A 14,995-nucleotide genomic window follows, 5' to 3' on the forward strand; every position below is an offset into this window, starting at 1 on the left:
CCGTTAACCTCTACGTTTTTTCAAATACAGTCACACTGTTTCTGCCCTTGGCCTTCGACTCGTACAGCGCATCGTCAGCAAGGTTGTAAATATCCTCTTCACCGAGGTTATCCATCTTGGCCACAGCCACACCTATGGAGACGGTAATCATCTCATGGTTCGGGCTCATCTCGTGCCTGATCCGCAAATCCGTAACGCTTCTTCTGATGCTCTCGGCAAACTCGCGGGACTGCCCCGGGGTGAAGCCGGGAACAATAATTCCGAACTCTTCGCCGCCAAGCCGGAAGGCATAACCGTCTGCCCGCCCGGCCTGCTGCTGGAGCACATAGCCCACTTGCCTCAGTACATTATCGCCTTCGTAATGTCCGTAATTATCATTGTATTTTTTGAAATAGTCGATATCGAGCATGAGATAGGTCAAATATTTGTGCTCCTGCTTGGCCTTCTCCACCTCTTCCATAATAAGCTTGTTGAAGTGTCTGCGGTTATAGAGACCCGTCAGCTCGTCCGTGATGGAGATCTGCTCAATCAGCGCTATATATTTGTTCAGCTCTTCGTTATTGAATTCCAGCTCTCTTGTCCGCTCGGCAACCAGCTCCTCCAGGTGCTCCTTATGACGGAGCAGCTCTTCTTCGGCCTGCTTCCGGACCGTGATGTCTTTGATATTTCCCTGGACCGCCGGCTTGTTCATGAAGTTCATGATCGTGACCTTATGGATCACGTTAAGCTCGCGGAGCTGGTCTTTATGAATCAGCCTGGTCTCATATTCATTCGGCGCCGCTTTGCCGTCCAGCCGTCTGAGGTAATAGTGCCTGACCTTTTCCCTCTCTGCTGGGCTGATAAAATTCTCAAAAGGCTGGTCCATCATCTCTTCCACTTCATAACCGAGCATCCGGGCCAGCGCTTCATTTACATATACACATAAGCCTTCCTGTGCAATAAAGATTCCGTCCTGCATATTATTGACCAGCTCGCGGTATTTCTCCTCAGACCGTTCCAGCTCGGAATACAGGCTGGCATTTTCCAGCGAGAATACCATCTCCCGGGAGAGGAGATTGATAATTTTCATCCGTTCTTTGGTGAATACGCCAGTCACCAGATTATTTTCCAGATAGATAATAGCAATCGTCTTGTTCTGGTTGATCAGCGGCATGCAGACCAGTGATTTGGGGCGGTATTTCACGATATAAGGATCGTTTACAAAAGGGGTTTCGGAGAACGCATCGTTGTAAATGATACTTTCCTTGCTCTCCTCCACCTGCTTCAATATGGACTCCGGCAGCTTCTCATACCGCTTGTGGTCATGCACTTCCACGGAAATTTTGTCCTCGTCCGGCTTGTATTCACCTTCCACCAGCAGACCGGCCTTGGAGGTCATCACAATACAGCCCCTTTGCGCGCCTGCGTTCTTGATCACGATTTCCATCAGCGCTTCCAGCAGGTTGTTCAGCTCAATTTCCTTTGAAATGGCCTGGGAAGCTAGAATCATCGAGTTCAGATCAATACTCTCGGTGTAATCGGTAATAGTGCGGCCGTGAAGAAATTCCTTGGTGCTGATTTTTTGGACAAGCTCGGGGTAACGTTCGTTCAGGAATTTGATTTTCCCTTTAGCGCCCCAGACTGAATAATAGTATACCGACTGTCTCAGCAAATACGCCGCAAATTCCTTGAAATCCTTCCCATAATAGAACCGGGCTGCCAGCTCGTTAGCCAAAGCCTTATATCTGACAAAATTGCCCTGTTCACTGGTATCGATCGCCAGGTCGTAATAGTGTCCCGCTTTATCATCCTGCCCGGAAATCCGCGCCCACTCCGCTTTCATCAAGTATTCATGCAGCCGGAAGGTGTGCGGGGCATGCCTCGCCCATTTGCGGACCCGCCCGTACTCCTTGCGCATTCTCCGCCGGGCTTTGATCTTATCCGGAAGACTGAGCTCATTGTAGCTGTACGCCAGATTCAGAAAGGTATACAGGGCGAACTCTTCAATAAAAGCAGAACCGGCCAGCGTGCCTATAATGGGGTAGGCTTTGTCTATATACTCCAGTGCCTCTTTGCTGCGTCCGTAGGTAAACAACAGCTTCATTTTGTAAATATAATAAATCACTATACCGGAATAATATTTGGCTTCTCCAAGCTCCCGCAGATAGACTTTCTCACTGAAGTCCCCGCTGTCAAAAGAGGTACAGTCTTCAAGATCACCGGCCAGATTCAGCAGGTATTGACGGGCAAGCTTTGCCGTAGCCAGTGACTCTTTGTATTTGGTATTCTCAATCATTGCAATGGTCCGGCTGCTCTCCTGCAGGTTGGAAGGGATATCCATGGAGGGATTCCACAGATTCAGATAAAAAGCCGAATGCGCCAGATACAGCAGGTCTCCGGAACGCAGGCTGGCTTCCATGGACGTGCCGAACCAGTCATGCAGAGTATCCCAAGGCTCGGTCCAGGCATGGGCAAACAACGTATAGAGTACATACACACCAGGTTTCCACTGCAGATCGTTGAACTTGTCGTTAATCCGGATGCCGAGCCTTCCATAGTTAAAAGCGCCCTTCGTGTCTCCGAAGCCGGACAGCAGCATGGCATAACCAATGTAGGCAAGCGCTGACTCGGGAGAATTGCCGTGAGTCAGTGTAAGCCCGATCTTCTTGAGCACGACAAATCCGAACAGCGAGGTTTCACCCGAAATAAAAGCCGGCGGAATAAAGTTGATCAGCAGCCGCATAATCAGACGCATCTCAGGGTCCGTCATCTCAGGTGCTGCAAAAAGACTATCCATATCCTTGCCGCGGAGTGCTGCCTTGATCTTCACCAGTTCCTTCAGAACGGACGGCATTCCTACCTTCCCCGGAATAACAATGCCCATTGCTGCAAGCCCCTGTCTTCCGGCGGATATGGACTCCTTCATCATGCCCAGGTACATATAGTGGTTAGCCTGCAGTTCATATACTCCGGCAACGGTAACCTTATTACTGGTATGCCTGATCAGAATTTCGCAAGCACGGTCAGCCTCCTGAATATGATGCGTTAAATAACCGCACATGGCGTATAGTTCATAGATTTCCACCGTATGCTGAGGATCTTCTGTCCATGCGTCTTCAGCAAGCAGCGATATGGCCGCATCAAGCAGCGCAAAAGCAGCATCATAACCAAATCCGGCCTTGGCCTTGCGTGCAGCCTTGAGATTCAGGAGAATCACCCTGTTTTTCTCCTCTTTGCCGCTGATAAGCATAAGCCCTTTGTTCATGTGTGCTGCAATATCGACAATGCTGTCGTCCGCCTCCTCAGGCGGCAGATTGCTGAGCATCAGACGCCCTATTCTCAGATGCAGCTCTTTGCTTCTGGCCTCATCAAGCATCTGGTAGAAGGCCTGCTGGATCCGGTCATGGACAAACCCGAACCTGATGTCCAGCTGCTGCAGCGCTTCAGCATCCAAGTCTTCAAGGACTCCGGAAACGCCTCCGTACCGGTGATCCAGCGGATAGACGAATTCTTCCTCCACCGCAGCAGCGATGGAGCGGGCAAGCCCCTCCTGCGGCTCTTCTGCAATGAGCATCAGCATGCCATAATGGAATTCATTGCCGATAGCCGCGCACAGCATGAGAATTCTGCGGAACTCCTCAGGCAGGCTGTATATTTTTCTCATCAGGAAATCCACAACACTGTCATTGGCCGGCAGGCTCATAATCTGCTGAAGCTGCCAGCCCCATTTGCCCTGCATGTCATCGAAGTACAAATATCCGCTCCGGTACAGGTCCTTCAGAATCTCACCCACAAAAAATGAATTGCCTTTGGTCCGTCTGTAGACGGCTTCCGCAAGCGGCTCCACCTGGTCTCCGGTTGTATACAGGGTATCAGCGATCATATCCAGCACATCACCGGAAGACAGTGCATTCAGGTTAATCTCTCCGACAGTCCTGTTTTTTCTCATTTTGGCGACAGACGAGAACAGCGGATGCCCCGCCGGGATCTCGTTCAACCGGTAAGAGCAGACCAGAAAGATCCCCCGCAGCTGGTTGTCCAGCATCAGCCTCTCCATCAGCTGCAGACTGGAGTAATCCGCCCACTGGAGGTCGTCAAGAAACAGCACCAGCGGCTGCTCATTGCGGGTAATCCCTTCTATGAATTTGGAAAAGGTAATATAAAACCGGTTCGTCTCCTCCGCCGGGTTCAGGCGCTCAACCTCCGGCTGGCTGCCGATAAAATGCGTCACCTCCGGGATCAGGCCGGCGATCAGACCGCCGTTTCCGCCCAGCGCCTTGCCCAGTGAAAGAGCGACAGATTCCTTGTATTCTTCGTCCGTGCTCTCCAGTAATTGGCCCACCAGCCTGCGGAAAGCCTGAAGTATGGCGCTGTAAGGTATATTTTTGTTATATTGATCGAATTTCCCTTCAGCAAAAATACCCTTTTCCCGGCTTATGTATGGATGCAGCTCATGTACAAGGGCGGTTTTGCCTACACCGGCATCGCCGGTGACGAACATAATATGCGGATTGCCGCGGACACTCCTGCGAAAGGCCTCTGCAAGCCTGCCAATCTCCGCATCTCTTCCGTACAGCTTTTGCGGAATACGGAATATATTCAGCCGGTCCTCTGTCCCGGTTTCAAAATGATCCTCTCCGGAGAGGCATCTCTTCAAATCTGCCTTGATGCCGTAAGCGCTGCGGTATCTGTCTTCCGGAGACTTCTCCATCAGCTTCATAATGACATTCGAAAGGGCAACCGAAACTTTGCCTCCGGTAACGTTATAGGGAGATGCCGCTTCTTTGGCGATGATCGAATAGATCTGTTCCAGCATTTCCTGCGAGTTATAAGGCTTAATCCCGGTCATCATCTCATACATTACTACGCCGAAAGAGTAATAGTCACTTCGGTAATCAATATTGCGGCTCATCCGGCCGGTCTGTTCGGGAGAGATATAGAGCAGGCTTCCTTCCAGCACGCCGCTGTTCTGAAATTCTGTTTTCTCCTTGGACAGCTTAACAGCCAAGTCGAAGTCAATGACCTGGACGGTATCCAGCTCCCTGTTCCAGATAATATTGGACGGCTTGATATCCTTGTGGATCACTTTCTGCTCGTGGATGGCGCCAAGGATATCGATAACCCGTACCGCCAGCTGCAAAAGGGTATTCTGATCCGGTGAATCTTCAGCCATAATCACTTTAAGTGATCGCCCGCCGATATCCTCCAGCTCCATAATATAGAACCCGTTCTGCTCCTCCAGCTTGTGCGGCTTAATCACGCCGGGAATACTGTGGCTGAGCTCCTCCAGCAGCCTGTATTCCTGTTTGAACCGCATGACTGCTTCAGCACCTGCGAAATCTGATTTAAGTACTTTTAAAATCACCGTCTTGCCGGATGTAAGCTCTCTGCATCTGTGGACGGATTTGATTACATGATCTGAAATGGTCTCCAGTATCTGATAATTGCCGAATCCAAGCATGCCCACTCCACCTTTAGCGTTTGTCTCCCTTTATTTCAAAATCGGCGTCAAATTTAAACACATACGCGGCAATCAGCCACATAATCCAGCAGTTCAGGCCAAAAAAGAGGTAACCGTAATACCCCAGAATCGGCATCTCCGAAAAAATATGAATTTTGTCCAGGTAAGGAACGGAGTATTTCCAGTAATTCGGATTGGTAGGGATCGAATCATGGAACCATTCACTGCCGAAATTCCAGAACTCCCAGAAGAAGCCGTTCAATACTGTTGCCAGCGCGATCAGGATAACTTTAGACCAGTCCCCGTTCTTCACGGGGGTAAACGGCGTCCAATAACCGACAAGCGCCATGGCTGCAGACAGCATCGGCACAAGCGCAACCCACAGCACCCAGAACAGCAGGTATGGATAATACCCCATTCCGAAAGCCAGAATCAGACCCAGGATGTAATAGATGATCAGAAAAGTTCGGGATACATTGAATTTGGGACCGTATTTATAGCGTTCCCGCATTACCGTAAACGTCTTTAGAAGCAGATACCATTCGACAATGGCCGGCAGCACGGTGGTGTAGGATAGTGAAAACCAGAAAACGTTGCCGAAATTGGAGAAGACATCCTTATTGGGATAATACCAGTTCTCGATTACGAAAAAATTAAGGTATTCAAAAGCAAACCAGCTGAAACACGAGACGACAGCCAAAAGCTGCATCAGCTGAGGCTTACGGGATATGATCGAGACTCCATTATTTCTTTTATAAACCAAACCGTCCAAAATTAAAATAAATGACCACCACAAGGGCACAAAAGTATAGTTTTCGACAGGTTCGAACCAGTCGATCCGGGCCCACATCAGGAACCAGCTGACGGCAAGCACCGGCAGGCTCCACCAGAACCAGACGGGAAAAGAAGCTGAAGATGTCTGCCGCTGCGCTTCAGGCTGCGGCCCCTTCTTAAAACCGAACATGCGCGGAAAGGCAAGTACTGCCGTAATCGCCACTGCCACTACACAGGCCAATGAAAAGTATAAAAGATTAAACCCGGGATCACCTTCCACTTTTTGCGCGGGGAACTCCCCGTATCCGGCCGGCAGGCCCTGCCACCTGGTCAGGCTGCCGAGCAAGGGCAGCAAGAAGATCAAACCGAAGGTAATAATCAAAAATAATGTTTTTTGCCCCTTTTTCATCTTTTAGTCTAACTCCTTATCAGGTATAAATTTCAATATCAACGGTCATCGCCGCTAATTATTCGGTGATTCACCAGGTTATTCCTGCTTGATTCTTACTATGTCCGAGTATTGCATAACACTCACAGAATATCCCCCGCAAATATGTACTTCCTAAGTGGTCAAAAAAACAGGCAGCGCCTGCCTTCCGGCTGGCTGCTGCCCGTCAATTACCGGAGCTGCCCGGACTGCACAAGCTGCTCCAGCACACTGACAATCATCTCATGGTCCTCCTCACCGGACAGGCCTGAGACCGAAATGGTTCCGATCGGACCGACATCCCGGATCAGCAGCGGAAAACAGCCGCCTTCAGCTGCATACTCCATAGGGTCCACAAATGCATTATCCTGAATCGTTGTATTCCATGATTGGTATAAAACATTCATATAATAAGAGCTGTGTCCAAAGTGATTCACGACATTGATCTTGCGCTGGATCCAGCGGTCATGCCCCAGGCCTGTATCATCCATTTTGGCATGGAAGAGCAGCGTCCCGTTTTTACGGATGTCGACTACAATCTGCTTGCCGAGTCCGGAGGCCCTTTCCAATATTGCACTGCCAATCTGCACCGCGGTCCCGTTAGTGAACTTAGTGAACTGCAAATCCTGCTCCTGCTGCAGGAGCCTTTCCAGCAAAGCCGTATAATCTGCCAACTCAGCACTTCCTTTTCGTATTCAAAATTGTCGGTAAAAATTGCCTTTAGGACTTTAGTTCAGTATATTGAACTCGTGGTCCGGTTGTCTATCAAAAATCTTAAAATTGGGGTGTTTTATAATGCAGCAGTTTATGATAGGGCAATATGGCGGCTTTGATCATGAAAAATATCACAAAGATTTCAAAGATGGATTTTACGGAATGGAGGCCTGCCTGTTCCCTGCGCATGAAGATTGTCTGATTTTAATGAAGGAAGCAAAAGATCGGGGGTTTCGGATTGGCGTGCATTTTCCGTTCCGGGCTGATGCTTCGAGAATGCGTGATCCGCTTGTCTTGTCTACAGATCAGGCCGTACGCAGCGGTGCTTTTCAGCATATCCGGGAAGAATTAGAGTACTTAACAGCCGTAAGGCCTGAATATATCCTGTTCCATTATCCAAAGCCTGTGATCTTGGATGAACGGGTCAACTGGCAGACATGGAAATTTGGCGACTCCCGTGAATTCATTGCTGAAAATGAGATTACCGCAGAGGAGCTGCTGGAACGCAGTGAAGAGTGGTTCGATTGGCTGAGCCGGCAGAGCAGCAAATACGGGTTCATACCTGTCCTTGAGTTTGACGCTTTAAGCCAACTGATCTATGAACATGATTTTCTGGAACAATTACTGCTCCGGTATCCCCGGATCAAGCTGTGTCTGGACACCGCCAGGCTCTATTTGCAGGATCAGCTTGACCCGCATTTTGATGCCGCAGCAATACTGAGAAGGTATACCCAATATGCCTATCTGATTCATCTGTCGAATGTCCAGATTAACGGAGGTGTGAAGCACAGGCACTATCCTGTACTGCCGGAACTGTGTCCTAATGAGGGCTGGGCACCCGTTGAGGAGTATTTGCGGATTATCCGGGCAGAGAACAGCAGCGTCAAGATTTTGTTTGAGCACCGTTCCGATCTCATTTCGGAAGAGGACTTACAACGCTGTTATTCATGGGTTGACGGAATTCTTAACGGCGCAGCAGGTCAAAATACATAATCGGCACAGGCGGTCAGCGGCATTGACGCAAGAATATTTATTCATGGACAGGGCTATGCTACAATGTGGAAGTAAAACGCTTGCCTTAATTTCATATTCCGAGGAGTGAAGCATGTGGCAGTTGAGGTGTACCTGAATTTTAACGGGAATTGCCGGGAAGCGGTAGAGTTTTATGCAAAAGTGTTCGGAACAGAGGCTCCGCAGATTATGACTTTTGGCGATTCACCGCAAACCCCGGACTATCCGCTTCCGGAAGAAGCCAAAGCGCTGGTCATGCATGCCAAGCTGAATATTGACGGAAGCATTGTCATGTTCTCGGACGTATTTCCGGGTATGCAGTTCGTGCAGGGGAACAATATCAGCTTAACCCTCGTGAACGGGGATGAAGAGAAGCTGAAGAACTGGTTCCACCAGCTCAAAGAAGGCGGCAGCGTCGGCATGGAACTGCAGGAGACCTTCTGGAGCAAATGCTACGGCAGCCTGAGGGACAAATTCGGTATTGAATGGCAGCTCAGCCACGAGAGCAACGAAACAGGGAATTAAGAACGTCAGCTGCTCATTGTAACCACTATCATACAGGACATGGATGCTTCCAGCCGAAGCTTCCATGTCCTTTTTTTGTGCAAAATTTCAGGTTTGATTGATCAGGAGTATGCTGTGCCGGGAAATATTTTTAATGCGCTTACATAATAACCTGTGTTTTAATTAGTAGGAGCCCTGTGCACCTATTCCATTGTAAAGGAGACTACCCTATGGAAATATCCTCGTTTTTGCTGCCTAAGGATCAGGTATCCTATATTACTACCTCCATATCCATGCTGGAAGCGATGGAGCAGCTGGAGCAGCACTATTACTCGGCTATCCCTATTATTGATGAAGCGGGCAAATATGTTGGAACTTTATCTGAGGGGGACCTCCTCTGGAAGCTGAAGAATACCGACGGACTCAGCTTTGAGAACATGCGGCAGGTTACCATCAGTGAGATTCAGCGGCATGTGCATAACGAGAGTGTGGAAATACATGCACAAATGGAGGATATGCTGACACTTGCTGCTGACCAGAACTTCGTCCCCGTTGTAGACGGCAGCGGCGTCTTTCTCGGCATTATCCGCCGCAAGGATATTATTGAATATTACACGCGAAATATAACGGATTAATCCGCCTGAACCGCAAGAAAGCCTCCCTTCCGCTAATGCGATAGAGAGGCTTTCTTCTGTATGTCTGCTGCTTCAGAAATTACAGCTCCGTCAAAATAATTGTACCGTTAGGGGTAACCGCAAGGGTGTGCTCATACTGTGCCGAAAGTCCGCCGTCAATCGTCCGGGCTGTCCACCCGTCAGCATCCACCTTGGTCCGGTAGCTTCCGGTGTTCAGCATAGGCTCAATGGTAAAGACCATGCCTTCCTTGATGCGGGGACCTTTGCCTGCAGGGCCGTAATGCGGCACCTCCGGTGCTTCATGCATTTCGGAGCCGATGCCGTGCCCGATGAAATCGCGGACGACCGAGTAGCCGTTAGACTCCGCATATACCTGGACAGCATGGGCTACATCGCCGATCCGGTTGCCGGCTACCGCCTGTTCAATACCTTTGAACAAAGCCTCTTTGGTCGTATCCAGCAGCTTCGAAGCCTGTTCGCTGATCGTTCCGATTCCGTAGGACCAGGCCGAGTCTGCCAGCCAGCCGTTCAGATTTACTACCATATCAATCGTAACGATATCCCCGTCTTTAAGCGGCTCATGCTTCGGGAAGCCGTGACAGATCACATCATTCACTGATGCGCAGGTCGCATACGGATAACCGTGGTAACCTTTTTGTTCCGGGGTCGCCCCATGGTCCAAAATGAATTTCTCGGCGAACTGGTCAATCTCCCAGGTGGTAACGCCCGGCTTCAGCATGCCGGCAATCTCACGGTGGCATGCGGCAAGAATTTTGCCGGCTGCCCGCATTTTTTCAATCTCTTCCATCGTTTTGATGATAATCATAATCTTCGCCTCTTCTGTACCGAACACATTACTTATGATAATGGCTCTAGGGTTTGTATTTATCGTGCTCTTATATATTATGTAAGAAAACCGCCGGAAATCCAAATTTTTATCTGCACAGTAGCAATCCTTCCACTTTCTCATAAAATAAAACAGTGCAGCAGGGATGTAAGGAGGGAATACAACTGGATGATAAAGAAGAACAAGCTGCGGACCCGGGCCACCGGCACTACAATTCGTCTGCATCCCAAATCAAGAAAGCTGATAGCCAATACTGTAATCCGCGCAATCAACAGGATGAATACCGAGCAGCTTGAAGTCCGCACCATCCCGCAGATCAAAACACAAATTGAACATAAAAAAATGCGGATACTTATGGTATCCTCACTGAACGGCGAAACGCTGTGGCCGATTGAACAGCATATTGCCGAACAGCTGCGGCTGCTTGCCAAGGAGCTTGTGTCAATCAAAGCTTTTTCGGGTTTTTCCACAACACTTGCCCAGCTGAATCCTGATCTGCTGCTGGTGGTTGGCAGCGAGGAGCCTTTCTCAGAGGCTGACCTGGCTGTCATCCGCAGCTCTCCGGTCAAAAAAGCAATCTGGCTGTCCGACAGCGTTATTACAAATGATTCCGTTGGACATCTCGCGGCATTGTTTGATTATGTGTTTACACAGAATGCCCAACATCTCCCCTTTTATCTGCATTCCGGCTGCCGTCAGGTGATGTATCTTCCCTTTGCTGCTGACCGCAGCCTGTTTTCCCCTCATTATGTAGAAGAAGAATGCCGCTCAGACATTCTGCTCATTGGTGATGTGCTGCCTGGTCAAATATATATCTTGCAGATCAGACCGTTACTTGAAGGAAAAAAAGTATATGCAGCCGGAAATGGCTGGGAGATCTTCCCCAATATTCTTCCTATTCCGCCTCAAACCGGAATCCAGGATATTTATAATGGTGCTGAAATCATAATTCACTGGGGGCAGCCGACGGACACGGTGTTCAATATTGCTGCCTGCGGAGGATTTCAGCTCGTAGAGGCTCACCCCAACTATTATGAATATATGAACCCCGGTGAAGATATCGCTGTCTTTCATTCGGTTACAGAGCTGAGTGAAAAGCTGCAGTATTATCTCACGCATCCGGAAGCTAAAAGAGCCGCAGCCAGCCGTGCACTCTGGAAAAGCACTTATGACTATTCTTTTCTGCAAATGGCAGCCAAGCTTCTGCATACCGTGTTTAGCGGATGAATAACCCGCTGCTGAATATAGTCACGCTTCATGTCAACCGCGTTCTTGGGAGGTAACGAGTTGAAGCTCATTGCTTTTTTACTGCCGCAATTTCACCGCATCCCCGAAAATGACCAGTGGTGGGGAGAAGGATTTACGGAATGGACGAACACCCGTAAAGCCGTTCCTCTCTACAACCGTCACCAGCAGCCAAAAGAGCCGCTCGAGCAGTATTACTATGATCTCAGCGAAGCATCGGCGAGAAACTGGCAGGCAGAGGTTGCCAAGACTTATGGAATATACGGTTTTTGCTATTATCATTACTGGTTCAACGGAAAGCAGCTGCTGGAGCGGCCCCTGCAAGAAATGCTGAAATCCGGAAAACCCGATTTTCCTTTCTGCCTGTCATGGGCCAATGAATCCTGGACCCGTAAATGGGACGGAGGAGACAACGAGCTGCTCATTAAGCAGGAGTACGGGGACGAGCAGGATTGGGAGTTACACTTCTACGAGCTGCTGAAGGCCTTTAAGGACGAGCGGTATATCCGCATTCACAATAAGCCGGTCTTTATCATTTACCGGCCGGGTAACATTCCCCGCTGTGAAGAAATGCTCCGGCTGTGGAACCGGCTGGCCCGGAAGAACGGGCTCGACGGACTCTATCTGGTCAGAACATTAGGCGGATTCCCCATTCCGAGCCAGCACGGTTTTGATGCAAGCGTTGAATTTGAGCCGCATTACACCTTTGCTCACAGTAAGTCAGAACGGCTGTGGAGCTATATGAACCTCAACGGACAAGAGCATCTCGTCTTTGATTATGATGAGGCATGGCTGTCCATCCTCAGCAGGTCCCATCACCGGAACGGCGAACAGATTATCCCGGGTGCCTATGTCAACTGGGATAATACCCCGCGCCTCTCCTACCGGGGCCAAAGCTGCATCGGCGCCTCTCCGCGCAAGTTCGGCTGGTATTTAAGCAGACAGATCGAACGGGCCAGAACCTTGTACAAAAGCGACTTCCTGTTCATCAATGCCTGGAATGAATGGGCTGAAGGCGCTTATCTGGAGCCTGATGAGAGGCACAAGTTCGGCTATCTGGAGGAGGTCCTCAAAGCCTTAAAACAAACTTGAGAGATTCCCGCTGTCAGGCGGGCTGGATCGCGAGGCTGGGCGTGCCGCTGCTGACATCAATAAACAGGATATAGTCAAGGCCGTCTGTACCTTTGAGCATCAGGCCGGGTTGCGAAGCTGCACCGGCAGCATAGAATCTCACCTGCTGCAGACTTGCACCACCGCCAGGCAGCAGCGGCTGATTGCTCGAACCGACTCTGTACGTGGACCAGAGACTGCCCCCGGCGTCTACGTCACTGCCAAGTGACAGACTGTTACCGATAGTCTGGTTGCCATTCACCTGCAGATCCCCCTGTATCGTTTCGCTGCCATTCACATTCAAATGCTGCTGTACTGTCTCGTTTCCGTTCACATGCAGGTCCTGCTGGATGGTCTGGTTACCGGTAACCAATACGCTGTCGAAGGTTGGCACGGCTATCATTCCTTTCAATGGTGATACTATATAATATGTGATTGCAAGAGTTGTGCTATAGTACAACCATCCAAATTATACAAGCATTTTAACGTTCCAAAAAAAAGAACCTGCCCTCCGCAGAACGACGGAGAACAGGTTCTTTGTATTAATTAATCATGAAAGTTAAGACCTGAAGTAACAGCTCTGACATAACCGCTGCGGATGACGAAGTCTCCGAAATGCTCCCCGGTGCTGCGCTCTCTGGCGTAGCGGTGCAGGATCGGTCCCAGCGTCTCCAGAATTTCCTTCTCGCCGATATTTTCCTTGTAAAGCTTGTTCAGCCTGTCGCCGGCAAATCCTGCTCCCAGATACATATTGTATTTGCCCGGAGATTTCCCGATAAAGGAGATTTCCCCCAGCGCCGGTCTGGCACAGCCGTTAGGGCAGCCGGTCATGCGGATGACGATCTCATCATCGCGGAGGCCGGCTTCATCAATGATGACCTCCAGCTTATCCAGCAGAGCAGGCAGATAGCGTTCCGCCTCAGCCATGGCCAGACCGCAGGTAGGCAGCGCCACACAGGACATTGCGCTCCGGCGCAGGGCACTGAGATGGGCGCCTTCAGTTAACCCGTACTGTCTGGCAAGCTCGGTTACCTTGCGTTTCTTGGCACTGCTCACCCCGGCAATGATCAGGTTCTGATTGGGAGTCAGACGGAAATCGCCAGTATGAATCTTGGCAATCTCCCGCAGCCCTGTCATCAGCGGATATCCCTCCTGATCCTGAATCCGGCCGCTCTGAATATAAAGCGTCAGATTCCATTTGCCGTCAAAACCCTTCACCCACCCGTACCGGTCACCATTGTGGTCAAAATGATAGGATCTTGCAGCTTCAAGCTCCCAGCCCAGTCTGTGGTGCAGCTCGCTGACGAACCATTCGAGACCGTGACGGTCGATCGTATATTTGAAGCGGGCGTTCTTACGTACGGACCGGTTGCCGTAATCGCGCTGGATGGTAACGGTCTTCTCGGCAACATCAATCACCTGATCCGGTGTGCAGAAGCCGATTACGCGGCCAAGCTGCGGATAAGTGTTGGTATCCCCGTGCGTCATCCCCATGCCGCCGCCCACAGTTACATTAAAGCCGGCCAGCCTGCCGTTCTCCAGAATAGCAATGAAGCCAAGATCCTGGGAGAATACATCAACATCATTGGATGGCGGTACCGCCAGGCCGATCTTGAATTTACGCGGCAGGTAGACAGGACCGTAGATCGGCTCTACTACTGCCCCTTCCGAGCTGTCCACAACCTTCTCCCCGTCGAGCCATATTTCATGATAGGCATTCGTACGCGGGGCCAAGTGGTCGCTGAGCTTGCGGGCCCATTCATGGACCTCGGCATGAACCTCCGACTGGTACGGGTTAGGTCCGCTCATCACGTTGCGGTTGACGTCTCCGCAGGCCGCCAGTGTAGTCATCAGTGTATCGTTAATGGTCTTGATCGTCTTCTTAAGGTTCCATTTCAGCACGCCGTGCATCTGGAACGCCTGTCTTGTCGTCAGACGCAGCGTGCCGTTGCCGTATTTATGGGCCAGTTCATCCATTACCAGCCATTGAGCCGCTGTAGCTACGCCTCCAGGTGCAACTACGCGGAGCATGAATTGATAAGCAGGCTCCAGCTTGGAGCGTTCACGTTCGCTGCGCAGATCTCTGTCATCCTGCATATAGCTGCCATGGAATTTCAGCAGCCGGTTATCGTCCTCAGGCAGACCGCCCGTAATCGGATTGCGCAGGGTATCTGTAAGCGCGCCCCGCAGGTAATTGCTCTCCAGCTTGATATGTTCCACATCGCTTGGCGGTCCGCCGATCGGCTTCACCGCTGATTCATTATTCGCCATTGCTGTTAGTCTCCTCC

At 50.3% G+C, this 14,995-nt stretch carries 11 protein-coding genes; 5 read left to right on the forward strand and 6 right to left on the reverse strand.

Annotation, left to right across the window (positions count from 1 at the left end; translation table 11 throughout):
• Positions 1 to 10: 10 nt before the first annotated feature.
• From C2I18_RS01285 to C2I18_RS01295, 3 genes are all read right to left on the reverse strand, one after another.
• Positions 11 to 5,440, reverse strand: coding sequence for a diguanylate cyclase (locus tag C2I18_RS01285; protein WP_249899492.1), 5,430 nt, complete (start codon positions 5,438 to 5,440; stop codon positions 11 to 13).
• Between the two features lie 13 nt (positions 5,441 to 5,453).
• Positions 5,454 to 6,623 carry a small-conductance mechanosensitive channel gene (locus C2I18_RS01290; protein WP_249899493.1) on the reverse strand — a complete coding sequence of 390 codons (1,170 nt, stop codon included), beginning with the start codon at positions 6,621 to 6,623 and terminating at the stop codon, positions 5,454 to 5,456.
• Between the two features lie 209 nt (positions 6,624 to 6,832).
• Positions 6,833 to 7,315, reverse strand: coding sequence for a heme-degrading domain-containing protein (locus C2I18_RS01295; protein ID WP_249899494.1), 483 nt, complete (start codon positions 7,313 to 7,315; stop codon positions 6,833 to 6,835).
• Between the two features lie 121 nt (positions 7,316 to 7,436).
• On the opposite strand from C2I18_RS01295, the gene C2I18_RS01300 reads away from it, so the two are divergent.
• The 3 genes from C2I18_RS01300 (at position 7,437) to C2I18_RS01310 (ending at position 9,505) form a co-directional block, all read left to right on the forward strand.
• Positions 7,437 to 8,348, forward strand: coding sequence for a sugar phosphate isomerase/epimerase (locus C2I18_RS01300; protein ID WP_249899495.1), 912 nt, complete (start codon positions 7,437 to 7,439; stop codon positions 8,346 to 8,348).
• Positions 8,349 to 8,462: 114 nt separating this feature from the next.
• The gene (locus tag C2I18_RS01305; protein ID WP_249899496.1) at positions 8,463 to 8,891 is read left to right on the forward strand and encodes a VOC family protein; all 429 of its coding nucleotides are present in this window, start codon (positions 8,463 to 8,465) and stop codon (positions 8,889 to 8,891) included.
• Positions 8,892 to 9,100: 209 nt separating this feature from the next.
• Positions 9,101 to 9,505 (forward strand): CBS domain-containing protein, encoded by a 405-nt coding sequence (locus C2I18_RS01310; protein WP_249899497.1) that lies wholly within the window; start codon positions 9,101 to 9,103, stop codon positions 9,503 to 9,505.
• Between the two features lie 79 nt (positions 9,506 to 9,584).
• Here C2I18_RS01310 and map read toward each other — a convergent pair whose 3' ends face one another.
• On the reverse strand, positions 9,585 to 10,331 hold the full coding sequence (gene map / locus C2I18_RS01315) for a type I methionyl aminopeptidase (protein ID WP_249899498.1): 747 nt from the start codon (positions 10,329 to 10,331) through the stop codon (positions 9,585 to 9,587).
• 189 nt (positions 10,332 to 10,520) lie between these two features.
• Here map and C2I18_RS01320 point away from each other — a divergent pair, with 189 nt between their 5' ends.
• Together C2I18_RS01320 and C2I18_RS01325 are read left to right on the forward strand one after the other, a co-directional pair.
• The gene (locus C2I18_RS01320) at positions 10,521 to 11,579 is read left to right on the forward strand and encodes a glycosyltransferase family protein (protein ID WP_249899499.1); all 1,059 of its coding nucleotides are present in this window, start codon (positions 10,521 to 10,523) and stop codon (positions 11,577 to 11,579) included.
• Positions 11,580 to 11,639: 60 nt separating this feature from the next.
• On the forward strand, positions 11,640 to 12,689 hold the full coding sequence (locus C2I18_RS01325) for a glycosyltransferase WbsX family protein (RefSeq protein ID WP_249899500.1): 1,050 nt from the start codon (positions 11,640 to 11,642) through the stop codon (positions 12,687 to 12,689).
• A gap of 13 nt (positions 12,690 to 12,702) precedes the next feature.
• Here C2I18_RS01325 and C2I18_RS01330 read toward each other — a convergent pair whose 3' ends face one another.
• Both C2I18_RS01330 and cysI read right to left on the reverse strand, forming a co-directional pair.
• Entirely contained in the window at positions 12,703 to 13,110 is a 408-nt protein-coding gene (locus tag C2I18_RS01330) for a hypothetical protein (RefSeq protein ID WP_249902313.1), read from the reverse strand.
• Positions 13,111 to 13,253: 143 nt separating this feature from the next.
• Positions 13,254 to 14,978, reverse strand: coding sequence for an assimilatory sulfite reductase (NADPH) hemoprotein subunit (gene cysI / locus C2I18_RS01335; protein ID WP_249899501.1), 1,725 nt, complete (start codon positions 14,976 to 14,978; stop codon positions 13,254 to 13,256).
• Positions 14,979 to 14,995: the final 17 nt, after the last annotated feature.

Source organism: Paenibacillus sp. PK3_47, from assembly GCF_023520895.1.
Taxonomy (GTDB): Bacteria; Bacillota; Bacilli; order Paenibacillales; family Paenibacillaceae; genus Paenibacillus_AQ.

Bases quoted from the DNA above. Each gene is read 5' to 3' on its own strand.
- C2I18_RS01285 (WP_249899492.1), bottom strand. From the start codon at position 5,440: ATGCTTGGATTCGGCAATTATCAGATACTGGAGACCATTTCAGATCAT.
- C2I18_RS01290 (WP_249899493.1), bottom strand. From the start codon at position 6,623: ATGAAAAAGGGGCAAAAAACATTATTTTTGATTATTACCTTCGGTTTG.
- C2I18_RS01300 (WP_249899495.1), top strand. From the start codon at position 7,437: ATGCAGCAGTTTATGATAGGGCAATATGGCGGCTTTGATCATGAAAAA.
- C2I18_RS01310 (WP_249899497.1), top strand. From the start codon at position 9,101: ATGGAAATATCCTCGTTTTTGCTGCCTAAGGATCAGGTATCCTATATT.
- map (WP_249899498.1), bottom strand. From the start codon at position 10,331: ATGATTATCATCAAAACGATGGAAGAGATTGAAAAAATGCGGGCAGCC.
- C2I18_RS01320 (WP_249899499.1), top strand. From the start codon at position 10,521: ATGATAAAGAAGAACAAGCTGCGGACCCGGGCCACCGGCACTACAATT.
- C2I18_RS01330 (WP_249902313.1), bottom strand. From the start codon at position 13,110: ATGATAGCCGTGCCAACCTTCGACAGCGTATTGGTTACCGGTAACCAG.
- cysI (WP_249899501.1), bottom strand. From the start codon at position 14,978: ATGGCGAATAATGAATCAGCGGTGAAGCCGATCGGCGGACCGCCAAGC.